Raw genomic sequence first — 23284 nt, 5'->3', positions numbered from 1 at the left:
TTCCTCACTTGATCGCAATGGGATTCACCGGCGAACCGACGGCACCGGTGACCCGCAACGGCGGCGCGATGAGTTGGAACTCGTAGACGCCGTCGGCCGCACAGTCGGCCGCCAGCGCGCCCAGATCCCAGTACTCGCCGAGCATCAGGCCCATGTCGCGCAGGCACAACATGTGCATCGGCAGGAACGTGCCCTCGACACCGTTGGCCGGGTCGGGGTCCTCCACCATCAGATTGTCGGCGGCGACGGCCGCCACCTGATGGTCGTGCAACCACGACGCACAACGCCAGTCGAGCCCTGATCCTGGCTCGGCCCCGTCTCCGCTCGCCAAAAACCTTGTCCACCAGCCGGTATGGACCACCACGATGTCGCCGGAGGTGATGTCGACGCCTTGCGCGTGGGCCACGTCATCGAGTTCGCCCGGCGTAATCGGATTGCCCGGCTCCAGGAACTGCTCGGCCCCACGGTGACGCACCACATCCAGCAGCACCCCGCGAGAGGTGATGCCCTTGCGGTCCACTTTGTCGATGCCGCAGTGGAAGGCGCCGAAGCTGGTGACCGAATCGGCGGGGAACCCGTTGTAGAGCTTGTCCTCGTAATAGACGTGGCTCAGCGCATCCCACTGGGTGGCCGCCTGCAGCGGCATCACGATCATGTCGTCGTTGAAGCGAAACGGGTTGTCCACGAAGAACCCGCTGACCTCCTGGGCCACTGAATTGCGCAGCCACTGCGGGCCGTACTGCGCCAGCGTGTTGGCGTCACCGCCGTCGACTGTCATCACATGGGTCGGGTTCTGGCGGAACTGGAACGCACCTTGTGGCCCGGCCGAGGAGAAATCACCGCCGAGCGCGAACACCTTGCCGTGGGTGACCAGTGACGCACCCTCGGCGACCTTGCCGGGGGTGATCAGATTGAGTGTCCCGAGTTCGTCGGCATCGCCCCAGCGTCCCCAGTTACGCACGTCATCGGCGACCTTGCGGAAGTCGCTCATCGTCCCGGCCACCTGTCAGCTCCTGTTCTCGGTGTCGGCAGTGCCCGTTACAGCATCGACCAGGGCGGCCTCCCGCTGGGCCAGAATGCCGCCATCGGCCCAGATCACCTGACCGGTCACATAACTGGCGGCCGGGCTGCCCAGGAACGCCAGCAGCGACGCCTGTTCGGCGGCCTCGGAGTTACGGCCCAGCGGGGTGGTGAACGCATCGAGGTACTGCTGACCGTAGGCCGACCTCAGCTGGTCCAGAATGGGCGTGTCGGTGACCCCGGGCGCGGTGCAATTGATCCGGATCCCCCGGGCACCGAGTTCTGCGACCCGGCACATCCCGTAGAGCACCGTGGCCTCTTTGGACAACCGGTAGCCACCGTCGGCCAATGCCTCGGGATGGTCGGCGCACCACTGCAACCCCTCGTCGACCGATCGGGTGTTGATCAGCCCGGCAGTGGTGGACCGGTTTTCGCGGTACCCCGAGGCCGCCAGTGACGACACCGAGGTGATCGACCCGCCTGGCGAAATCCGTTGCTCCACCGCTTCGGTGAACTGGCGGGTGCCGAGGAAATTGATCCGGACCACGAGCAGCGGATTCCCGATACCCGAGGACACACCGGCCACGTTGAACAGGGCATCCACCGGCCCGTCGACCGCACCGGCGGCACGGTCGACGGACTCCGGATCGGCGAGGTCGAGTTCGACGAACGCATCGGGAAGATGTTCTGGCGGCCGGATGTCCAAGCCGGTCACCCGGGCACCGAGCTCACCCAGCGCACGGGTGAGAACGGCTCCGATGCCCGATCCGCAGCCGGTGACCACAACGTGTTTGCCGTCGTAGCGCACCAACTCGTCCAGTGCAGCCACGGTCAGTCGGCGGTCTCGCGGGCAGTCTTCTCCGCCTGTGCCGCCTTGACCCGGCCCTCGTTGATCTCGGCCATCGCCTCGGGGATCTCACCGGCGGTGAACTTGTCGCGACCGGTGGGCAGGCCGCCGAAGGCGTAGGTCTCGTCGAACAACGGGGCGTCGGAGGGACGGCGGCGCGACTCGACCTTCTCGATCACCGGCTCCAGCCGTTTGGCCTTGTCGGCCACCGCCTTCGCGTCCCGCTCGATGAACTCGGGCAGGATCTCCTTGCCCATGATCTCGATCGACTCCATGGTGCCCTCGTGGCTGCGCGGGTTGAGCAGCAGGATGATCTCGTCGACGCCGCTGGCCTCGTAACCGCGTAGGAACTCACGCACGGTGTCGGGCGAGCCGATCGCTCCACGGCCGGGACCATAGGCCAGCGTCGGATCGTCTTTGACCGCCTGCTCGTAACGCTCCCACACCTTGGTGCGGCCAGGGGTGTGCATACCGGTCAGGTAGTAGTGCATGATGCCGAACGAGAAGAAGCCGCCGCCGATGCCCAGGCGCTTGAGCGCCTCGTCGTCGGACTTCGCCACCATCATCGACAGGTCGCCGCCGATGGCCAGGATGTTGGGGTTGATCGCCGGGGTCACGGGAGCGCCCTGCTCCTCGAATTCCTTGTAATAGCCGTCAACCCGGTCCTTGAGCGCCTCGGGTCCGGTGTAGGCGAAACTCAGCGCGCCGATGGCCTTCTGAGCGGCCATCTGCACCGAGGACGGGCGGGTGCAGGCCACCCAGACCGGCGGGTGTGGGCTCTGCAGGGGCTTCGGAATCACGTTGCGGGCCGGCAGCTCGACATGCTCGCCCTTGAAGCCGGTGAAGGGCGCCTCGGTCATACAGCGGATCGAAACCTCAAGGGCCTCCTCCCACATGGTGCGCTTGTCGGCCGGGTCGATGTTGAACCCACCCAACTCGGCAACCGAGGACCCCTCACCGGTGCCGAACTCCACCCGGCCGTTGGACAGGTGATCGAGGGTGGCGACGCGCTCGGCGATGCGGGCCGGATGGTTGATCGGCGGCGGTAGGTGCATCACGCCGAAGCCGAGGCGAATGTCCTTGGTGCGCTGGCTCGCCGCGGCCAGGAACATCTCCGGCGCCGTGGCGTGGCAGTACTCCTCCAGGAAGTGATGCTCGGTGAGCCAGACGGTGGAGAAACCGGCCTTGTCCGCAGCCTCCACCTCATCCAGCCCGTCCTGGAACAGCTGGTGCTCGTCATCGTCGGACCACGGCCGCGGAAGCGCGAACTCGTAGAACAGCGAAATCTTCATCGGTTTCCTCCTGAGGGGTTGCTGACTGTGCCCTGGATCTGTGGGTTGGCTGCGTGTGTGACTGGTTGTGCGACCGCGTTTTGAGCTTGGGCGATATGCGTGGCCGCCACATACCCGAAGGTCATCGCGGGTCCGATGGTTGCGCCCGCACCGGCGTAGCTGCGGCCCATCACCGCCGCCGAGACGTTGCCCACCGCGTAGAGCCCGTCCACGACGGACTCGTCTGCGCGCAGCACCCGAGCGTGTTCATCGGTGCGCAGGCCACCCGAGGTGCCCAGGTCCCCGAGGATGATCTGGAACGCGTAGTACGGCGGCTTGCCGAGCGGACGCAGATTGGGGTTCGGCAGCGTCGGGTCCCCGTAGTAGTTGTCGTATGCGCTGTCACCGCGGTTGAAGTCGTCATCGTGCCCGCCATGCGCCAGCTGGTTGAACCGCTCGGCGGTGGCCCGCAGATTCTCCGCGGGTACGCCGATCTTGCCGGCCAGCTCCTCCCAGCTGTGGGCCTCGACCACCACACCGGAATCCAGCCAGGCCCGCGGCACTTTGCGCCCGGTGGGCACCGGGGCGAACGGGATCTTCGGGATGGGCAGATGCCCGGCCACCACGTAGCGGTGGAACGAGTCGATGTCGGTGACCAACCAGCACGGGATGTGGGCGACTCCGGATTCCTGCCCGTTGATCATCGCGTGGGCGAAATCCATGTACGGTGCCGCCTCGTTGATGAACCGCTTGCCCTCGCCATTGACCACGAACTGTGACGGCATCATCCGCTCGTTGAGCATGAACTGCAGCCGGCCGTCGGGCCAACAGATGGCCGGGAACCACCATGCCTCGTCGAGCAGTTCGGTGGCACCGCCGGCCTTCTCGCCGGCCCGGATTCCGTCGCCGGTGGCCGCGGGATTGCCGAAGCTCCAGTCCTGCTCCAGTATCGGCAGGTGTTCCTTGCGCCAGGCCATGTCATGGTCGAACCCACCGGAGGCCAGGATCACGCCCCCGGTGGCACGAATTCTGACCGCACGCCCATCGCGCTCGACGACGGCGCCGAGTACTGCCCCATCCGGGCCGGTGATCAGCGAGGTCATCGGCGCATCCAGCCACAGCGGGATGTCGTGCTGCTTGAGCGCCAACCGCATCCGGGCGGCCAGCGACTGGCCGATGGCGGCCATCCGGTCGCCGAACACCCGGGCCCGCACCATCCGCCAGATCAGCTTCAACAGGACGGCTTTGCCGCGCCAGTTCTGCCGGACCTGGTAGAAGAGCCGAAGATCCTTGGGGGCGAACCAGATTCCCTTCGGGGCCAAGGCCAGCGGGGCGAGCAGCTCCTGCTCGTGCTCACCGAGCTTGCGCAAGTCGATGGCCGGGACGTTGATGGTGCTGCCTTGGGCCGAGCCGCCCGGGAGCTCCGGGTAGTAGTCGGCATAACCGGGCTTCCAGACGAATTCGAACCAATCGCTGTTGTGTTCGAGGAAATCCATCATCTCTGGTGCGGCCTCGACGTACTTGCGCAGCCGAGCGTCGCTGACCGTGCCCTCGGTGATTTGCTTGAGGTAGTCGAACACGCCGTCCGGGGACGGCACATAACCGGCCCGACGCTGCGACGGCGCCCCGGGCACCCAGATGCCCCCGCCCGAGAGCGCGGTGGAACCGCCGAAGTGGGACGATTTTTCGACCACGAGGGTCTTGAGCCCGGCTGCGTCGGCGGCCAGCGCCGCCGTCATGCCGCCGCCGCCGGATCCGATGACGAGCACATCCACCGTTTCGTCGAAGGGGTGTGCAGTGGTGTCTGAGCTCATGCTGCGATTCCTACCGCCGTCCTGATTGCGAATCCTGCGATCAATTCCGGTGCCGCCCGGTAGAAGTGGTTTTCCGTCCGGTATGGACCGTTGGCTGCCAGCGCTGCAAAGGCGGCCACCCAGGTACGAATCTCGTGTGCCGAGTTGCCCCCTTCATCGGCGATGAAGCTGTTGGACCAGCTGTCCAGTTCGGCGAGCCGGCCCTGGTCGAAGATCTCCAGCAGGCTGTGGTCCCATTCGGGGTTCAGTGGCCGCAGCACACTGTCACCGTGGGCGAAGTCGTGCGCAGCCTGGCTCACCGCGGTCTGCCGGGCCATGCGTTGCTCGGCCGTCATCGGCACCCCGTGCACGATCCGGTCCAGCGCTGCCGGCGGTGCGGTGGCCAGCGTCGGCACCGGCGGGTCATGCGAGAGCCCACCGGATCCCAGGACCAGCACCCGCTTGTCGAGGGTCGACAGAAAGGTACCGACGGCCGCGCCGAGCGCACGGGACCGCGACAGCGGACCCAGCGGAGTGGCAACGGAATTGATGAAGATCGGAACGATGGGACGCGCGGTCGCCTCGCCGAACAACTCCTGTAGCGGCTGCACCGTGCCGTGGTCGACATCCATGCTCGTGGAGATGGCGACGTCCACCCCGGACTCCCACGCCGCCTGCGCGCACTGCTGCGCGATGTCGCCGGCGACATCGAGGGCGCCGTCGTGCGTCCCGTAATCCCCTACTCCGGACGCGGCGGTGCCGATGCAGAACGGTGGCATCAGCCGATAGAAGAACCCGTTGTAGTGGTCGGGTGAGAAGGTGACGACCAACTCGGGGTCGTAGGCGGCAACGAACTCGCGAGCACGGCCGACCGCTGTTCTGATCTCGTCGAGGAGTTCAGCCGACGGTCCCGGAAGATTCAGCAGTGGGCTGTGGGACATACAGCACAGGGCTACTGGCACCGTTCACACCTCCTTCCACCACGTGAAGGACGTCGAACAGAGCTTCGCTCAGGTCCGGGGCACGCTGAGCGATGTCGGCCCCGGCGATGCAGCGGTCCGGCCGCAGCACCAAGACGGACTCGGCGTGCACGTCGAACCAGGATTTGAGCGCACCCGTTCGGTCGCCGACGATCACCACTGAGCCGTCATCGTTGTCGGCATCGTGGCCGGTCCAGAACAGCTGAGTCTGTGGCCGTGCCGCAATGAACTTCGCCCCCAGGGCTTTCCAGCGCGCATAGGCCTGCTCGCCGAGCAACGCACGCGGATTGTTGTTCCAGCACAGCACCGCGAAGTTCAGCCCGATCACATCATCGAGCAGTACGTTCGACTGCTCGCGAGTGTCCACCCGCGGCTGGATGAACAACGTGCCCGCGGGTGCGTCCGCCGTCGGCGCCTTCGAGTGATAGACCGCGCCCTGGTCATAGCGCGGCATGGGCTTGAAGCGCATCTCCAGCACGTAGCGCTTGAGAGCCGGAACCACTGAAGCACCGCGAATCAGCTTGTCCCGCAGGACCGCGACCTTGCGGTTGGTGGGCGAGATGACCCGGCCCACCAACGTCGACAGATCGATCATGGCCCGGGCATGCTTGCGGCGCTCGGTGTCGTAGCTGTCCAGCAACGCGTCGCCGGCCTGACCGTTGACCACCGCCGCCAACTTCCAGCCGAGGTTGGCCGCGTCCCTGATGCCACTGTTGTAGCCCTGGCCCTGCCAGACCGGCATCAGGTGCGCGGCGTCGCCGGCCAGCAGGAACCGGCCCTTGCGGAAGTTCCCGGCGATCCGGGAATGGTGTGTGTATACCCGCCGGCGGATCACGTCGACCTTGTCCGGGTGCGGCACGAATGGGGCGAGCAGACGGGCCACGAACTCGGGATCTTCGGCCTGCTCGTCGGATTCGTCGGCGTGGATCATGAACTCGAACCGGCGGATACCGTGGGCGATCGAGATCGAGGCGTACGGCCGGTGCGGATCGGCACCCACCTCGCTGTTCGGGTGCCCCAGCGGGTCGTTGGCCAGGTCGACCACCACCCAGCGGGTCGATGACGTGGTGCCGTCGAACGACACTCCCATCAGATGACGGGTGGCGCTACGCCCGCCGTCGCAGCCCACCACGTAGCGGGCCCGCACTGCGGGGACATCGGGTCCGAACTCGACCGTCACCCCGTCAGCGGTCTCGACCGCCGACTCCATGCGGCGGCCCCACGCCACCTGCACATGCTCGAATCGGTCCAGTCCGACCAGAAGTTGCGCATCGACGAGCGGCTGGACGAAACCGTTGCGCTTGGGCCAGCCGAATCGTGCGTCCGGAGGCGCCATTTCGGCCAGCAGCCGGCGGTTACCGTCGTAGAACCGCAGGATCTGGTTCGGCACGGTGTGCGGGAGGATCGCCTCGACCAGCCCGATCGATTGGAAGGTACGCAGCGACTCGTCATCGAGCCCGACTCCGCGGGGATAGTCGATGAGAGTGTCGCGCTCCTCCACTACGAGCGTCCGGACGCCCTGGATACCAAGAACATTTGCCAGGGTCAGGCCGACCGGCCCAGCCCCGACGATCACGACATCGACGTCGTCAGCCACGGTCGCGTCCCAACAGGAAGTCCAGATGCAACCGGTTGAACGAATCCGGGTCTTCGTACTGCGGCCAGTGCCCGCAGTCCGGCATCACCTCGAACCGGGCGCCGGGAATCATCGACGCGATCCGCCGGCCCTCGCTGACGTCGGCGGTCGGGTCGTCACTCGTCCACAGCACCAGCGTTGGCGCGGTGATCGATCCGTACTCCTTGGCCCCCAGCAGGTTCCGTGCCCGGATCTCCGGATCTTGCAGCGCCATGATGTCGCTCATCGCGGCGACGAATCCGGGCTGTCGGTACACCGCCTGGCGGCTGGCCACGATGTCGTCGTAGTCCTTTGTCTTGTCGGCCATCAACCACTTGATCCGGGCCTGCACGGTCTCCCAGCTCGGGTTCTCCGCGGCCGCCATCGACAGCGTGATGATCCGCTTCATCACCTCGGGGTCGGCCTGTGAACCACCGGCGGTGTTGAGTACCAGCTTCTCGACGCGGTCCGGGTGATCGGCGGCGGCCCGCGCGGCCACCCAGCCGCCCAGCGATTCGCCGGAGATGTGGGCGCGTTGTGCGCCGATGGCGTCGAGGAAACCGATCAGGTGATCGACGTAGTGCGCGACCTCCAGCGGATGGCCGGGCTTGTCGGTGTAGCCGTGCCCGAGCATGTCGATCGACCAGGTCGAGAAGTGCTCGGCGTGGGATTCCAGATTGCGCACATAGGCCTCGGCATGCCCGCCCGAACCGTGCAGCAGGACCAGCACGGGAAGCTTCGGATCACCGGCATGCAGGTAGCGGGTGCGGATGCCCTTCACATCGAGGTAACCCTGCGAGAACGCGACACCCTGCAGGTCAGCCCAGACGCTCTCGTACTCGGTGGCCGAAACGGATCCGGAGGCCGGCCCGGCGGCAGTGCTCGTCATGTTCCCCTCTCCAGAGGTAGCGAGAATGCTATTCTCCAAATTTGTAAGCACTTTGCTCATATAACGCACATCTCAGTGCATTATTATCAGAGCATCACTCTCGCGGTGCTATCTGTCAAGGAGGGGCGCGATGCCGGCCAAGGCAAGCCAGCCGCAGGCACAATCGAAGACCGATGGCAATCCCACCGGAGCGCCCGGATCACAAACGCTGGCACGGGGTTTGAGCGCACTTGCCGCCATCGCCGCGGCGCCCACCGGGCTCACCGTGCAGCAGGTCGCCGACCATGTCGGGGCCCATCGCACGATCGCCTACCGCTTGCTGGCCACCCTCAGCCAGTTCCGTTATGTGGCAAAGGGCGAGGACGGGCGTTACCGGCCCGGTGCCGGATTGGCCGCGCTGGGAGCGTCATTCGACAACAACATGCGCGCGCTCAGTGTGCCGACCCTTCGGGCCCTGGCCGATGAACTAGGCAGCACCGTCTCCCTGCTGGTGGCCGAAGGCGACCAACAGGTGGCGGTGGCAGTGATCGTGCCGACCCAGGTGTTCTACCAGCTGTCTTTTCACGAGGGCAGCCGCCATCCACTGGACCGCGGCGCGGCCGGGGTGGCACTGCTGGCAAGCATGCCGCCGCGTCCCGGCGAACGTGAGCTGGTCCGCCAAACCCGCGAACAGGGCTGGGTCATCACCCACGGCGAGATCGAACCCGACACCTACGGCCTGGCGGTTCCCGTGCGTCGGCGTCTGGCGTCGCCACCCACCTGCATCAACCTCATCTCGCACCGCGAAGACGTCGTGCTGGGCGGCAAGGACGCGGTGGTCCGAGCGGCAAACGAACTATCGGCCATCCTGTACTGAAAGGGAAATGACAGTGACCCGTATCGAATTCGATTGGGACGACGAGGTCGACGTCGTCGTACTGGGCAGCGGCGGCGCCGGACTCACCGCGGCACTGACCGCGTCGGCCAACGGCGCATCGGTCGCGATCTATGAGAAGGCACCGACCGTCGGCGGCACCACCGCGGTCTCCGGCGGCATCGTGTGGATCCCGGCCCACGACCGCAGCGCCGACGGACCCCTGCCGGTCTCGGACGCGATCGACTATCTGCAAGCCCAATCGCTGGGCTACCTGGATGCCGATCTGGTCGACACCTTCGTGCGGACCGGCCCGTCGATGCTCGACTTCGTCGAGGAAAACAGCGAGTTGCGGTTCGCCGTCGCCGAGGGGTTTCCCGACTACAAGCCAGAACTCCCCGGCGGACGGCCCGGCGGCGGCCGCTCACTGAGTGCCGCGCCGGTAGACCTCGCGAAGCTCGGCGTCTGGAAGGACCGGATCACCTCGTTCCCAGCCGATTTCAGCAACGTCGGCATCGACGCCGAAACCCGCGCGCGGATTCACGCCGTGTACGACGATCCCGACGCCGACCTGTGCGTGGCGGGCACCGCCCTGATCGCCGGGCTGCTGCGCGGACTGCTCGACCGCGGTATCGAGCCCGTCACCCAGGCCCGCGCGCTCGAGCTGATCGGTGATACCGAGGGCATTTCCGGGGTACGGATCGGCTTCACCAACACCGGTGATGCGGCCATTCATGTTCGGGCGCGCAGCGGAGTGGTGCTGGCCACCGGCGGGTTCGAATGGGACGCCAAGCTCGTCGAGGCCTACCTGCGCGGGCCTATGCGCGGTGCGGTCTCCCCACCGAACAACACCGGCGACGGCCTACGGATGGCCATGGCGCACGGCGCCGACCTGGCGAACATGGGTGAAGCGTGGTGGGTCCCGATCGTGCAGATCCCCGGTGACACCATCGACGGTCATCCGCGCAGCCGCAGCGTGCGGCTGGAACGGACCCGGCCACGCAGCGTCATCGTCAACCGCGCGGGCAGACGCTTCCTCAACGAGGCCGGCGAGTACAACTCGATGGCGGGCGCATTCCAGTACCTCGACCCCAAGATCGGCTACGCCAACGATCCAGCCTGGATCGTGTTCGACTCGGTGCACCTGCAGCGCTACGGCTTCCTCGGCGTCGAACCGGGCGAGACGGTGCCGGACTGGTTCTGCGAATCGGCCACCCTCGCCGAGCTGGGCGCCAAGACCGGCATCGATGCCGAGGGCCTGGCCGAAACCTTGAACCGCTGGAACGACAACGTCTCTCGCGAGGTCGACCCCGACTTCGGCCGCGGATCGAGTGCGTACGACGGGTACTGGGGCGACAATTCGGCGGCCACCCCGGCCGGCCAGACGCTCGGACCGCTCGATACCGCACCGTTCTACGCGGTGCCGGTCAAGATCGGCGCGATGGGCACCAAAGGCGGTCCACGCACCGACCGCGACGGCCGTGTCCTGCACGTCAACGGCACCCCGATCCCCGGGCTGTTCGCGGCAGGCAATGCCATGGGCGGAGTGACCGGGAAGGCCTACGGCGGAGCCGGCGGTACCCTCGGGCCCGCAATGGTGTTCGGCTACCGCAGCGGCTATGCGGCGGCGACCGGGAAATCGGTGGGCTGAGGGGCCGTCCGTCCTGGCCCTACCTGGCTGAATCCGCGATCAGTTGCGCCGCAGCGCTGTACGGGTCGGAGGTGCCGTCGGCCACCGCGGCGGCCAGCCCGTCCAGCTCGGCGTGGTTACGCAACAAGGTCTGCGCCAGCGACAGGATCTGCGTCCGGGCCCGCGCCACGCGCCGCGCCGCGGTGTCAGCCCGGTGGTGAGCGTCGATGGTCTCGACCAGCTCCGCCAGCCCCTCGCCTTGAGCCGCAACGAGTTTGAGTACCGGTACGCTGGCCTCGGCCCGTAGGTCACGGACCGTCTGATCGGCCCCTTCGCGGTCTGCCTTGTTCACCACCACCAGATCGGCGACTTCCAGCAGCCCCGCCTTGGCGGCCTGCACGGCGTCACCCGCGCCGGGATTGAGGATCACCACGGTCGGATCGGCGATTGCGGCGATCTCGATTTCGGACTGCCCCACGCCCACCGTCTCGAGCACGATCAGGTCATAGGACAGCGCGGCCAGCAGCCGGATCGCCGCCGGCACCGCGGCAGCCAGCCCACCCAAGTGACCGCGGGTGGCCACCGACCGGATCAGCACGTCCGGATCGTTGATGTGAGCGGCCATCCGGATCCGGTCGCCCAGCAGCGCGCCTCCGCTGTACGGGGACGACGGATCCACCGCAAGCACCGCAACCCGCAGGCCACGCTCGCGGTAGGCACCCACGAGCGCACCAACCGTCGTCGATTTTCCGGCTCCTGGCGGTCCGGTGATACCGATGACGCGTGGCGAGGCGGGCCCGAGCACCGCGAGAACCTCATCACGACGGTCACTTTCGACCATGCTCAACAACCTGCCGACAGCACGCTGGGATCCACCGCGTGCCGCGGCGATGAGCTCTTCGATGTTGTGCGTCGTCATCACGGTTGACACTACGGCGATGCCACCTCGATGACGGTCGCCGAGCCCATCCCGCCGCCCGCACACATCGCAGCCACGCCGATACCGCCGCCACGCCGGCGCAGCTCGTGGACCATGGTGGCCAGCATGCGGGCCCCGGTGGCCGCCACCGGATGCCCCAGTGAACACCCGCTGCCGCTGACGTTCACGATCTCCGGGTTGAGGTCGAGCAGCTTGATGGTGGCGACGCACATCGACGCGAATGCCTCGTTGATCTCGAAAAGATCCACATCAGACAACGAAAGGCCCGCCCGGCCAAGGGCTTTGGTGATTGCCTCGACCGGGGCAAGACCGGTCGAGGCCGGGTCCACACCCACCGAGGCCCAGGACTTGATGGTGGCCAGGGCCGGCAGACCCAGCTCGTCGCTGGCGATGGTCAGCAGTGCGGCCGCATCGTTGGCACCACACGCGTTGCCTGCGGTGATGGAGAATCCCTCGATCTCGGGATGTAGCGGTTTGAGCGCGGCCAGCTTCTCCAGGGTGGTGTCACGGCGCGGATGCTCGTCGGTGTCGAACAGCCCGTGGGGAGTCTCGATCGGGACGATCTCCTCCTTGAACCGACCCTCGTCGATCGCCGCGATGGCCTTGAGGTGCGAGCCCAGCGCCCACTGGTCCATCTCCTCCCGGCTGACCCCCGCCTTGACCGCGGCGTTCCAGCCGACCGTGATCGACATGTCCATGTTCGGCGCGTCCGGCCGATCCGGATGGGTGGGCGGGAACCAGTTCACCCACTCGGCATCCTTGGCGCTGCTCACCGCGCGGAGGAACCGCGGTGAGGTGGACGCCGAGTTGACCCCGCCGGCCAGAACCAACCGGTCCATCCCGGCCCGAATGCCGGCGGCCGCGTTCTGCACGGCGGCCTGACCGGCTGCGCAGTGCCGATTGACCGCGGCACCAGGAACCGTGGTGAGGCCGGCGGTGATCGCGGCGTGGCGCGCGACGACACCGCCGCCGTAGAGGCCCTCGCCGAGGATCACGTCGTCGACCGGAATGGTGCCGCGCCCGGCGAGGTCCTCGACCGCCGCGCGCACCACATGGTCAGCCAGCGCATAGGCATCCGTGTCACGCAAAGTGCCCTTCTTGGCGGTGCCGATGGGGGTGCGCAGTGCGGACACGATGACGGCTTCAGGCATTGATCTACTCCCTGGTTTACCCGGTAAGAGAATGTTATTCTCGCAGCCAGAGAGTGTCAGTTGCAAGAAGGGGAACCGTATGCAAATCGCCGGTAGTTCCGCGATCGTCGTCGGCGGTGCGGGCGGACTGGGTGAAGCGACCGTCCGCCGCCTACAGGCCGCGGGCGCCAAGGTGGTCGTTGCGGACCTGGCCGATGAGAAGGGCGCAGAGCTGGAGAAGCAGCTGGGCGTGCGCTACGTGCGCACCGACGCCACTTCCGAGGAGTCGGTGCTGGCCGCCATCGCCGAGGCCGAAGCGCTTGCCCCGCTGCGCATATCGGTGGACACCCACGGCGGCCCCGCTGCCGGCGGTCGCCTGGTCGGCAAGGACGGTTCCCCACTCGGCCTCGACGGGTTCAAGAAGACCATCGAGTTCTACCTGACCGCGGTGTTCAACGTGATGCGGCTGTCCGCGGCGGCGATCGCCAAGACCGAACCGCTGGAGGAAGGCGGCCGCGGCGTCATCGTCAACACCGCCTCGATTGCCGGTTATGAAGGCCAGATCGGCCAGCTGCCCTACTCGGCCGCCAAGGGTGGGGTGCTGGGGATGACGCTTGTTGCCGCGCGCGATCTGTCGCCGCTGGGCATCCGCGTCTGCACCATCGCGCCCGGCACGGTCAACACCCCCGCCTACGGCAAGGCCGCCGATCAGCTCGAGCAGTACTGGGGCCCGCAGGTGCCGTTCCCCAAGCGCATGGGCCGCTCGAGCGAATATGCACAGCTGGCGCAGAGCATCGTCGAAAACGACTACCTCAACGGCGAAGTCATCCGCCTCGATGGGGCGTTGCGCTTCCCGCCCAAGTAATAGTCTGTCGCGATGAGCCTGACCGGCAAGGTCGCCTTCGTCGCCGGGGCCAGCCGCGGCATCGGCGCGACGATCGCTGCCGCCCTGGCCGCCGAAGGCGCTGCGGTGGCGGTCGCGGCCCGCTCTGAGGAGCAGGGCAAGCTGCCGGGCACCATCGGGTCGGTGGCCGCGGCCATCAACGAGTCCGGTGGCCACGCCTTCCCCGTCGCCTGCGATGTCACCGACGAGGAATCGGTGAACAAGGCTGTCGCCAAGACGGTTTCAGAACTCGGTGGCATCGATATCCTGGTCGCCAATGCCGGCGTCCTGTGGCTGGGTCCCATCGAGACGACGCCGCTCAAGCGCTGGCAATTGTGCCTGGACGTCAACCTCACCGGGGTGTTCCTGGTCACCAAGGCTGTCGTCCCAGAGGTGCGCAAGCGCGGCGGGGGTTCGCTGATCGCGATCACCACCACCGGCGTCGACATGATCGAGCACGGCTCCAACGCCTACTGGGTTTCCAAGGCCGCCGCCGAACGCCTCTACCTCGGCCTGGCCGCCGACCTGCGCGAGGACAACATCGCGGTCAACTGTCTGAGCCCGTCGCGGGTAGTGCTGACCGAAGGCTGGCAGGCCGGCGGCAGCGGCTTGCAGATCCCACCGGAGATGGTCGAACCGCCCGAGGCGATGGGACGCGCCGCCGTCCGACTGGCCGGGCAAGACGCCCGCGGCGTCACCGGGACCGTCCAGCGTTCCGAGGCCCTCACCTTCTAGCTCGCGGTGCCGACGGATCAGTTCTTGGCGATCAAGCCATCCACGATCCGGTTGAAATCAGCCGTGCCGAACGAGACATATTCGGCGAGGTTGGCGTAGTCCAGTGACGCCATCACCTGCTGTTCCAGCTGGATGTTCATCAAGCGCTTGGTGGCCTCGACGGCTTGCTTCGGCAGATCGATCAGCTTCTTCGCGCACGCGATCGCCTCGGCGAGCGGGTCCTCGACCACGTGGTTGGCCAGGCCCAGCTCCAACGCGCGCTGAGCCTTGATCCGCACACCGGTGAGCGCAAACTCCTTGGCCTGCAACAAGCTGATCTGTGAGCCCCACACCAGCGGACCACCGTCAGCGGCCACCAACCCGATCTGTACGTGCGGATCGGCGAAGTGTGCGGTCTCGGCCATGTACACCACGTCGGACAACGCGGCGAGGCTGCACCCGAGCCCGACCGCCGGACCGTTCACCGCGGCAACCACAGGAATGCGGCAACGCACCATGCCGATGACGAGATCGCGCCCGTGCTTGATCGTCTTCTGCCGCAAGGCCTCGTCGCGCCGCAACTCATCGAGGTAATTGAAGTCACCGCCCGCTGAAAATGCCCGTCCCGCACCGGTGATCACGGCCGCACGCGTGTCGGCGTCCTCGTTGAGCTCTTCCCACAACCGTGCGAGACCGACGTGCAAGTTGTCGTTGACCGCATTGAGCGCATCGGGGCGGTTCAGCGTGATGATGCGCAGGGCGCCGTCGGCCTGCACATCGATTTCGTCTGGCATTCCGTACATTCAGACTCCCAGTCCGAGGATTCGTGAGGCGATGATGTTCTTCTGGATCTGCGACGTGCCACCCATGACGCTCTGTGCGCGGCTGTAGAGGTAGGCACTGAGAAGTTCTGGGTCCTCGGTCCCGGTGACCGCAAGCGCGGCGTGCCCGACGGACTGCTCGACCCAGGTCATGAGCAGCTTGTCCAGGGAGCCGTCCGGGCCGTGTTTGAGACCGTCGAGCTGTTCGGACAGCCGGCGCCGAACGTGCAGACGCAGCATCTCGGCCTGCACCCCGGCCCACGCCAGATCTTCGGGAACCTTCCCGTTGACCCGAGAAGCCATCTCGCGCACCAGCTTTCCGTAGCGCGCCGAGTAACCGAGGGTCGACGGTTCACGCTCGTGGCTGACCACCGTCATGGCCAGGCGCCAACCGTCACCCGGTTCGCCCACCATGTTGGAGGCCGGCACCACCGCACCGTCGAACGCCACCTGTCCGAACTCCGTGGTGACACCGTTGATCATCTGCAGCGGCCGCTGCTCGATGCCGTCCTGGTGCATCGACACGATGAACGCCGAAATCCCTTTATGTTTGGGGAGGCGGCCGGCTCCGTCTCTGTCCGTACGGGCCAGCACCAAGCACCAGTCCGCCACATCGGAGTAGCTGGTCCAGATCTTGTGCCCGTTGATGATGTAGTTGTCGCCGTCACGTGTCGCCGTGGTGGTCAACGAGGCCAGATCCGAACCGGCGCCGGGCTCCGAAAAACCTTGGCACCAACGCTCGGTGCCGTTGATCATCCCCGGCAGGAACCGCTGCTGCAGTTCCTTGCTGCCGTGATGGCCGAGTCCGACCACCAGGTAGCCGAGGCTTGGCCGTGGCGGTGCGCCGGCCCGCGCCAGCTCCTCATCGACGATGACGTCGTAGACCGGCGGCAGGTCCTGGCCGCCGAACTCCTCGGGCCACGAGGTGCCGAAAAACCCTGCGGCATAGAGGGCCTGATGCCAGTCCCCCATCCGGGTCCAGTAGTCGTCGCCGGACGCTTTGAACGACGCGGCATTGTCCGCCAGCCAGGTCCGCAGCCGGTCCCGGAAGGCAGCTTCCTCGGGTGAATCACGAAAGTCCAAGATCAGTGACCTCCAAGTCTTCTAGCTTGACGGGCCACAACTCGGTGGCCACCAGAACCCGGCGCAGATACACATGCGCCAGGCACTCCCAGGTGTTTCCGATACCGCCGTGTACCTGGATCGCGGTCTCGCAGACGGTGCGCGCGGCGCGGGCACAGTAGACCTTGGCGATCTTGGCGGCCCGGACGGCTTCGGCTGCCGGCAGTTCGTCTACCGCCCACGCCGCGTGGCGCAGCACGCTGATCGACCCTTCGATCAGCGCGAGCCCCTCGGCCAGCAGGTGTGCGACCGCCTGGTAAGAGCCGATCGTCGAGCCGTACTGCTCACGCACTTTCGCGTAGTCGACGGCCAGCGCGTGCGCACCCCGGGCCGCACCGACCAGGTCGGCGCCGGTAGCCGCCAGTGCCAGTGCCTGCCATCGCAGAGCGTCCTCGCCCGGCAGCTCGGCGAGCTCCGCCGGTGCCTCGACCACACCAACCGTGCTGCGGGTCAGGTCCACACCGGCAGTGGCGGCTTCCTCGGCGGCGACCGCCACCTCCCGATCAAGCCGCCGGGCCAGATCGTCGGCGAGCACCGGCCCGAGGAAGGGCACGTCGACCAGGCCGCGTGCGAACTCCTCGGCGATGATCGCCACTTCCACGCCGGAGGCGCCGTCAGAACGCAAGGTGCGCCACTCGGTTGCGGCGACCGTGCTCTCCAACCGGGCGATCCGGCCCTCATCCGACAATTCTCCGACCGCATCGGGTCCGAGGTCGTCGGCCAGTTTCGCTGCGGCCTCGCGCAGCTGCCGCTGTTCAGACGTCAGACGAACGTCCATGCCGCTCCTTCAGCACTCGTCGCAATACCTTTCCGGAAGGTAACCGGGGTATCTCGGTTACGAACTCCACGCGGCTGGGCCGCTTGTACGAGGCCAGCCGCGCACCGACAAGATCGATGAGCTCCTCGGCTGACACCTCAGCATGTTTCGACACAGCGGCCACGATGGCCTCGCCGTCGGCGGCATCCGTCACCCCGAACACCGCACAGTCGGAGACCGCGGGGTGGCTGTGCAGCACCGCCTCGACTTCGGCCGGCGCCACCTGAAACCCGCGGACCTTGACCATCTCCTTGGATCGGTCGGTGATGTGCAGGTATCCGTCGTCATCGAGGTGGCCGATGTCGCCCGTGCGATACCAGCCGTCGCAGAATGCGCCCGTGGTGGCATCCGTCGGCAGGTAGCCGGCCATCACCGAATCGGACCGCACCTGGATCTCGCCGTCCTCATCGATGCGGACGTCGACCCCGCGCACCGGGGTGCCCACCGTGTCGATGCGGGCGGCATCCAGCGGATTACAGGCGATCACCGGGAGTTCGGTGGTGCCGTAGGCGGTCAGCCACCGGATTCCGGATCGTTCCGATACGGCGTCGGCGACGCTGCGGGTCACCGGGGTGGCGCACCACATCACGTAGCGCAGCGACGACAGATCGTAGCGGTCCAGCCGGGGGTGCGCAGCCAGGGCCAGAGCGATTGGCGCGACAGCCATTTCGATCGTGATGCGGTCGGATTCGATGTGGCGCAGCATGGAGTCGACGTCGAAGCGCCGATGCAGGCGCATCCAGGCGCCGGTGTCGAGCACCATCGCGATGTTGAGCAAACCCAGGATGTGCGACGGCGGCGTCATGATCTGCATGCGGTCGGCACCGGTGAACCCGAGCGCATCCCGCCAATGGTCGATGGCCGCCGCGAACCCGCGATGGGTGTGTCGCACCGCCTTGGGCAGGCCCGTGGTTCCCGAGCTGAAGACGAACAGCGCATCACCGTCGGGGTTGGGCGGGTCGAACTGCCTGCGGCCCGGGGTGATCGGCTCATCCAGATGCAGCATGGGCATCTGCGCGGCCAGCGCTTCGTGATCGCCCACCGCGTGGCCGGGTGCGGTCAGCGCGAGAACATGCGCCACCTCGGTGGCCTTCCAGGCCGGGCTGATCAGCACGGCCACCGCACCGAGGCCCCAGATCGCCCGCAGGGCAACGACGAACTCGGGACGGTTGGACGACATGATCGCGACGCGCCCGCCCGGGCGAACTCCGCGCTGTTCCAGCGCAGTGGCCATCCCGCTGGTCAGCGCGTCGAGCTCGGCCAGGGTGTACTCACGGTCGTCGAAAGCGAGCACGACGGGGTCAGTCAAGTTCTCAACCCCTCTCTTGAGCACACCGGGTAGGCGCCAACCACGCCGAGAAGATACTATCAGTTAGCGAGAATGGTATTCTCTTCATATCAGAACGTACGTGCACAGGGGAGTCACATGACCGCAGAACCGACGGCCGGCAGCGCAGCGGACGGCAAGGTCACGATCGTGTTCGACCGCGAGCAGTTGTCCGTGCCCCGCAGGCAAGGTGAGACCCTGCTGGAGAGCGCGCGCCGGGCCGGTATGACGCCGCCGTTCTCGTGCGAGGCGGGCAACTGCGGCACCTGCATGGCCAAGCTTCTCGAGGGGACCGCCACCATGCGGGTGAACGATGCGCTCGACGACGACGAGGTGGCCGACGGCTACGTGTTGACCTGCCAGGCAGTTCCGGACTGCGATTCGGTGACGGTCTCCTACGACGAAGACTGAGCTTTCGGTCAAGGTGACCGCCGGTTTCTACTGCAGGGCCGCAGGTTTGGAGCGGTCACGACCCCGCGGTAGAAACCGGTGAATCAGAAACCGTGTACTCGTCGAACACAGGCGCGGGCCGGTACTCGGGCGTGTGGCCGGCGACGTGCACCGGGGATCCCACCAGCCGAAAATCCCCTGCCGTCACGAGCATCTCGGGCGTCGCGTCCAGCGCCTGGGGCAAGGTCCGCACCGCGGCCGCCGGGATCCCCAGCGGCTTGAGCCGCGACTCCCAGCCCGCAGCGGTGTCGGTGGCCAGAGCCGCGGTCACCACATCCAGAACCTCGTCGCGGCCGGCGGCCCGCTCGGCCATGGTCCCGAATCCCTCGATCCCGGCCTCCCCGGCGAACGACTTCCAGAACCCGTCGTGGGTGATGAACAACGCCAGATAGCCGTCAGCCGTGGGAAACAGCTGCGCGGGCACGTAATACGAGTGCGCGCCGAACGGATGGCGGCGCGGTTCGGCACCGTCGTTGAGATACGCCGACGCACGATAGTTGAGCTGCGACAGCATGACGTCACGCAGCGAGACGTCCACCTGACCACCCTTGCCCGAGACGATCATCGCCAGCAGGCCGAGCGCGGCGGTCAAACCGGTCGAGTTGTCCGCAGAAGAATAGCCCGGCAGCGTGGGCGGGCCGTCAGGATCACCGGTCATCGCGGCCACCCCGGTGGCGGCCTGGATGACGTAGTCGAACGCCGGGTCATCTCCCCCGTTCAACCCGAACCCTGTCATCGCGACGCAGACGATCTTGTCGTTGAAGCGGCGCAGATTGTCATACGTCAGGCCCAGCCGGCGGATCACCGAAGGCTTCATGTTGACCAGCAGTGCATGCGAATCGGCCACCAGCTCACCGAGTTTCGCCTTGCCCTCGTCAGATCCCAGATCGATGCAGATGCTGCGCTTGCCCCGGTTGAGGCTGGCGAAATAGCTGTCGCTGACCTGACGGGAGATCTCCCCGCCCGGCGGTTCGACCTTGATCACCTCGGCCCCCAGATCCGCCAACATCATGGTGGCGTACGGGCCGGCCAGCATGACGCCGACCTCGATGATGCGGATACCAGCGAGCGGCGCGCTCATTTCGCCGCGAACCTGATCATCGAACGGCCCTGGCAAGTTCGGCGATCACCTCACGCGTCCGGTACTTCGACGCGATCAACTCGTCTCGGTTGTCGCCGATCGGCAGCAGCCGTACCGACAGATCGGTCACCCCGGCGTCGGCGAACTGCTTGAACCGCTTCAGGATTGATTCCTCGTCACCGGCCGCGCACAGATCCCCGACATTGCGGGCCTCACCCCGGTCCAGCAGCCGCTGATAGTTCGGTGAGGTCTCGGCCTCGGCCAGGATGCGGTTGGCCCGCTCCTTGGCGGCCTCGATCTCGGAGTTTGCGCACAGGGTGACCGGGATGCCCGCCACGATGCGCGGTGCGGGTTTACCCGCCTCCGCGGCGGCTTTGTTGATCTTGGGCGCGATGTGCTCACCGATCGCCTTCTCGTCAGCCATCCACAGAGAGGTTCCGTCGGCGTGCTCACCGGCGATCTGCAACATCACCGGGCCCAAGGCGGACACCAGCACCGGCATCGGGGTGTCGGCGGCGAGCACGGTCGGATTGTGCACCGTGAACGAATCGTTCTCCACGTCAACCGGACCCGGACCGGAGATCGCGGTGTTGAGCACCTGCAGGTAATCCCGGGTATAGGCGGCGGGCTTCTCGTAGGGCAGGCCGAGCATGTCACCCACGATCCAGTGATGCGACGGACCGACGCCCAGCGCCAGCCGGCCCCCCGACATCGCGTGCACCGAGAGCGCTTGGCGGGCCAGTGCAATGGGATGCTGCGCCTGCAACGGCACCACCGCGGTACCCAACTCGATGCGCGTGGTGTTTGCGGCCATCAGGGCCACCATCGTCAGACAGTCGAAATCGTTGGGCACCTGCGGCATCCACGCACTGTCCAGTCCGGCGGATTCGGCCCATTGGATGTCTGATACCAGTTTGGAGACCTTGCGGGCCATGTCGCCGCGCTCGGCCCCGATCATTACGCCCAGCCTCATGACTCCGAAACCTTTTCTGTCAGGGCGCGAACGTCGGTCACCAAGGTCTCCAGCGACGTCCCCGTCGGGAATACCGCTGCGGCACCGGCATCCAGCAATTTCTGGACGTCGGATTGCGGGATGGTGCCACCGACGACGACGGCGATATCGCCGGCATCGGCTGCCCGCAACGCCTCGACGGTGCGGGTGGTCAACGCGACGTGTGCGCCGGAGAGAATCGAAAGACCTACGAGAGCAACGTCTTCTTGCAATGCGATCGACACGATGTCCTCGATGCGCTGCCTGATACCGGTGTAGATGACCTCGAATCCCGCGTCACGCAGTGTGCGGGCCACGATCTTGGCGCCACGGTCGTGTCCGTCGAGACCGGGCTTTGCGACAAGTACTCGAGTTGCCATGGCTAGAACACCACCGGCTGTTGGAACTCGCCCCACACGGACTTCAAGGTCGACACCATCTCTCCCACTGTGCAATACGCATTGGCGCAGTCGATCAACCGGTGCATCAGGTTGTCGTCGCCCTCGGCACCCCTGGCCAACGCGGCCAAGGCTTCTTTGACCGCAACGTCATCACGCTCGGCCTTGACCTTCGACAGTCGCTTGAGCTGCAGATCGCGGCCCTCGGCATCGAGCTCATAGGTGTCGATGTCGGGTGCAGGCTCGTCGGTGACGAACTTGTTGACTCCGACCACCGGACGCACCCCGGACTCTGTCTCCTGATGGATCTTGAACGCCTCGTCGGCGATCAGGCCTTGCAGGTAGCCATCCTCGATGCACCGGACCATACCGCCGTGCTTCTCCAGGTCGTCCATGATCTCGATGATCTTGGCTTCGGTGGCGTCGGTGAGCGCCTCGACGAAATACGAACCGCCCAGCGGGTCGGCGACTTTGGTGACACCGGTTTCATAGGCAAGGATCTGCTGGGTCCGCAGGGCCAGCGTCGCGGATTCCTCACTGGGCAGGGCGAACGGCTCGTCCCAAGCTGCGGTGAACATCGACTGCACGCCGCCCAGTACTGCCGCCAACGACTCGTAGGCCACCCGCACCAGGTTGTTCTGCGCCTGCGGCGCGTACAAAGAGGCTCCGCCGGCCACACAACCGAACCGGAACATCGAGGCCTTGTCGGTGGTCGCGCCGTAGCGCTCGCGCACGATCGTTGCCCAACGACGCCGGCCGGCACGGTATTTGGCGATCTCCTCGAAGAAGTCACCGTGGGTGTAGAAGAAGAACGAGATCTGCGGGGCGAACTTGTCGATCGTCATCCGCCCGCGTTCGACGACGGTGTCGCAGTAGGTGACGCCGTCGGCCAGGGTGAACGACATCTCCTGCACCGCGTTGGCACCCGCGTCGCGGAAGTGCGCCCCGGCCACCGAGATCGCGTTGAACCGCGGCACCTCGGCGGCGCAGAACTCGATGGTGTCGGCGATCAGGCGCAGCGACGGCTCGGGCGGCCAGATCCAGGTGCCGCGGGACGCGTACTCCTTGAGGATGTCGTTCTGAATGGTGCCGGTCAGCTTCTCGCGTGGCACGCCCTTCTTCTCGGCGGCAGCGACATAGAAGGCCAGCAGGATGGCGGCAGTGCCGTTGATGGTGAAGCTGGTGCTGATCTTGTCCAGCGGGATCCCGTCGAACAGGATCTCGGCGTCGGCCAGCGTGTCGACTGCAACGCCGACGCGGCCGACTTCCTCGCCGTACTCTTCGTCGTCGGAGTCGTAGCCACACTGCGTCGGCAGGTCCAGCGCCACCGACAGACCCGTACCGCCCTGATCGAGCAGATAGCGGTACCTGCGGTTGGATTCCTCGGCGGTGCCGAAGCCCGAGTACTGCCGGAAGGTCCAGGTCTTGCCGCGGTAGCCGGAGGCGAAGTTGCCGCGGGTAAACGGATAAGTCCCGGGGGGAGGCGGCTCGACCGCGCGATCGCTCGGCCCGTAGACGGGCGCCAGCGGGATGCCCGATGGAGTCTCTACCGAAGGGACAGCTTGCTCGCTCATCAGTGGATAACGTACTTGCTAAAAATGAGAATGCCAATACCGCACGGTGGAAATGAGCCGCCTGGACTGGTTTGAACTGCGTCGACCCGGGCGCCCGCCGCCGACAGCGCCCCGCGCGAACCCGTCTGGTCGACGCCG

At 66.5% G+C, this 23284-nt stretch carries 22 protein-coding genes; 5 read left to right on the top strand and 17 right to left on the bottom strand.

The window, feature by feature from the left end; all coding sequences use genetic code 11:
- Positions 1–4 precede the first annotated feature (4 nt).
- From E0T84_RS14235 to E0T84_RS14205, 7 genes are read right to left on the bottom strand one after another with little or no spacing between them, the layout of a single operon-like run.
- A complete protein-coding gene (locus E0T84_RS14235) occupies positions 5–991 on the bottom strand; it encodes a cyclase family protein (RefSeq protein WP_138744750.1) in 987 nt (328 codons plus the stop codon).
- Between the two features lie 15 nt (positions 992–1006).
- The gene (locus tag E0T84_RS14230) at positions 1007–1849 is read right to left on the bottom strand and encodes a coniferyl-alcohol dehydrogenase (RefSeq protein ID WP_138744749.1); all 843 of its coding nucleotides are present in this window, start codon (positions 1847–1849) and stop codon (positions 1007–1009) included.
- Between the two features lie 2 nt (positions 1850–1851).
- Positions 1852–3159 carry an LLM class flavin-dependent oxidoreductase gene (locus E0T84_RS14225; RefSeq protein WP_070188336.1) on the bottom strand — a complete coding sequence of 436 codons (1308 nt, stop codon included), beginning with the start codon at positions 3157–3159 and terminating at the stop codon, positions 1852–1854.
- Positions 3156–4952 carry an FAD-binding protein gene (locus E0T84_RS14220; RefSeq protein WP_138744748.1) on the bottom strand — a complete coding sequence of 599 codons (1797 nt, stop codon included), beginning with the start codon at positions 4950–4952 and terminating at the stop codon, positions 3156–3158. Before E0T84_RS14220 ends, E0T84_RS14225 begins: the two co-directional genes overlap by 4 nt.
- A complete protein-coding gene (locus tag E0T84_RS14215) occupies positions 4949–5872 on the bottom strand; it encodes a 3-carboxyethylcatechol 2,3-dioxygenase (protein ID WP_249383641.1) in 924 nt (307 codons plus the stop codon). The genes E0T84_RS14220 and E0T84_RS14215 overlap by 4 nt, the downstream gene beginning before the upstream one ends.
- Positions 5829–7535: a bifunctional 3-(3-hydroxy-phenyl)propionate/3-hydroxycinnamic acid hydroxylase gene (locus E0T84_RS14210; RefSeq protein WP_371725928.1), complete on the bottom strand. Its 1707-nt coding sequence runs from the start codon at positions 7533–7535 to the stop codon at positions 5829–5831. Before E0T84_RS14210 ends, E0T84_RS14215 begins: the two co-directional genes overlap by 44 nt.
- A complete protein-coding gene (locus tag E0T84_RS14205) occupies positions 7501–8415 on the bottom strand; it encodes an alpha/beta fold hydrolase (protein ID WP_070945128.1) in 915 nt (304 codons plus the stop codon). Before E0T84_RS14205 ends, E0T84_RS14210 begins: the two co-directional genes overlap by 35 nt.
- 130 nt (positions 8416–8545) lie before the next feature.
- On the opposite strand from E0T84_RS14205, the gene E0T84_RS14200 reads away from it, so the two are divergent.
- Together E0T84_RS14200 and E0T84_RS14195 are read left to right on the top strand one after the other, a co-directional pair.
- Positions 8546–9271, top strand: a complete 726-nt coding sequence (locus tag E0T84_RS14200; protein ID WP_070188331.1) for an IclR family transcriptional regulator — start codon at positions 8546–8548, stop codon at positions 9269–9271.
- A gap of 7 nt (positions 9272–9278) precedes the next feature.
- Positions 9279–10919, top strand: coding sequence for an FAD-dependent oxidoreductase (locus tag E0T84_RS14195; RefSeq protein ID WP_138744745.1), 1641 nt, complete (start codon positions 9279–9281; stop codon positions 10917–10919).
- Between the two features lie 19 nt (positions 10920–10938).
- On the opposite strand, the gene meaB is transcribed toward E0T84_RS14195, so the two are convergent.
- Together meaB and E0T84_RS14185 are read right to left on the bottom strand one after the other, a co-directional pair.
- Complete coding sequence (gene meaB, locus E0T84_RS14190) at positions 10939–11817, bottom strand: methylmalonyl Co-A mutase-associated GTPase MeaB (protein ID WP_138744744.1); 879 nt, start codon at positions 11815–11817, stop codon at positions 10939–10941.
- A gap of 11 nt (positions 11818–11828) precedes the next feature.
- Positions 11829–12989, bottom strand: coding sequence for a thiolase family protein (locus E0T84_RS14185; RefSeq protein ID WP_070945130.1), 1161 nt, complete (start codon positions 12987–12989; stop codon positions 11829–11831).
- A 79-nt stretch (positions 12990–13068) separates the two neighbouring features.
- Between E0T84_RS14185 and E0T84_RS14180 the strand changes: the two genes are divergently transcribed.
- Complete coding sequence (locus tag E0T84_RS14180; RefSeq protein ID WP_070945131.1) at positions 13069–13833, top strand: SDR family NAD(P)-dependent oxidoreductase; 765 nt, start codon at positions 13069–13071, stop codon at positions 13831–13833.
- A 12-nt stretch (positions 13834–13845) separates the two neighbouring features.
- Positions 13846–14586, top strand: coding sequence for an SDR family NAD(P)-dependent oxidoreductase (locus E0T84_RS14175; RefSeq protein WP_070945132.1), 741 nt, complete (start codon positions 13846–13848; stop codon positions 14584–14586).
- A 17-nt stretch (positions 14587–14603) separates the two neighbouring features.
- Here the strand turns inward: E0T84_RS14175 and E0T84_RS14170 are convergent, their stop codons facing one another.
- The 4 genes from E0T84_RS14170 to E0T84_RS14155 are packed head-to-tail and all read right to left on the bottom strand — an operon-like array spanning position 14604 to position 18634.
- The gene (locus E0T84_RS14170; RefSeq protein WP_138744743.1) at positions 14604–15368 is read right to left on the bottom strand and encodes an enoyl-CoA hydratase/isomerase family protein; all 765 of its coding nucleotides are present in this window, start codon (positions 15366–15368) and stop codon (positions 14604–14606) included.
- Positions 15369–16469 (bottom strand): acyl-CoA dehydrogenase family protein, encoded by a 1101-nt coding sequence (locus E0T84_RS14165; protein ID WP_070945134.1) that lies wholly within the window; start codon positions 16467–16469, stop codon positions 15369–15371. It lies immediately after the preceding gene.
- Entirely contained in the window at positions 16456–17286 is an 831-nt protein-coding gene (locus E0T84_RS14160) for an acyl-CoA dehydrogenase family protein (RefSeq protein WP_070945135.1), read from the bottom strand. The genes E0T84_RS14165 and E0T84_RS14160 overlap by 14 nt, the downstream gene beginning before the upstream one ends.
- Entirely contained in the window at positions 17264–18634 is a 1371-nt protein-coding gene (locus E0T84_RS14155) for a class I adenylate-forming enzyme family protein (RefSeq protein ID WP_070945183.1), read from the bottom strand. The genes E0T84_RS14160 and E0T84_RS14155 overlap by 23 nt, the downstream gene beginning before the upstream one ends.
- Before the next feature lie 117 nt (positions 18635–18751).
- Between E0T84_RS14155 and E0T84_RS14150 the strand changes: the two genes are divergently transcribed.
- Positions 18752–19063: a 2Fe-2S iron-sulfur cluster-binding protein gene (locus E0T84_RS14150; protein ID WP_070945136.1), complete on the top strand. Its 312-nt coding sequence runs from the start codon at positions 18752–18754 to the stop codon at positions 19061–19063.
- Between the two features lie 55 nt (positions 19064–19118).
- Here E0T84_RS14150 and E0T84_RS14145 read toward each other — a convergent pair whose 3' ends face one another.
- The 4 genes from E0T84_RS14145 to E0T84_RS14130 are packed head-to-tail and all read right to left on the bottom strand — an operon-like array spanning position 19119 to position 23146.
- The gene (locus tag E0T84_RS14145) at positions 19119–20183 is read right to left on the bottom strand and encodes a CaiB/BaiF CoA-transferase family protein (protein WP_070945137.1); all 1065 of its coding nucleotides are present in this window, start codon (positions 20181–20183) and stop codon (positions 19119–19121) included.
- Positions 20184–20199: 16 nt separating this feature from the next.
- Complete coding sequence (locus tag E0T84_RS14140; protein WP_070945138.1) at positions 20200–21156, bottom strand: LLM class F420-dependent oxidoreductase; 957 nt, start codon at positions 21154–21156, stop codon at positions 20200–20202.
- Positions 21153–21554 carry a cobalamin B12-binding domain-containing protein gene (locus E0T84_RS14135; RefSeq protein WP_029109924.1) on the bottom strand — a complete coding sequence of 134 codons (402 nt, stop codon included), beginning with the start codon at positions 21552–21554 and terminating at the stop codon, positions 21153–21155. The genes E0T84_RS14140 and E0T84_RS14135 overlap by 4 nt, the downstream gene beginning before the upstream one ends.
- Positions 21555–21556: 2 nt before the next feature.
- On the bottom strand, positions 21557–23146 hold the full coding sequence (locus E0T84_RS14130) for a methylmalonyl-CoA mutase family protein (RefSeq protein WP_138744741.1): 1590 nt from the start codon (positions 23144–23146) through the stop codon (positions 21557–21559).
- Between the last annotated feature and the right edge of the window lie 138 nt (positions 23147–23284).

This window comes from Mycobacterium sp. DBP42 (genome assembly GCF_005924235.1).
In the GTDB taxonomy this organism is placed as follows: Bacteria; Actinomycetota; Actinomycetes; order Mycobacteriales; family Mycobacteriaceae; genus Mycobacterium; species Mycobacterium syngnathidarum.
This window is presented reverse-complemented; position numbering and strand designations above follow the sequence as displayed.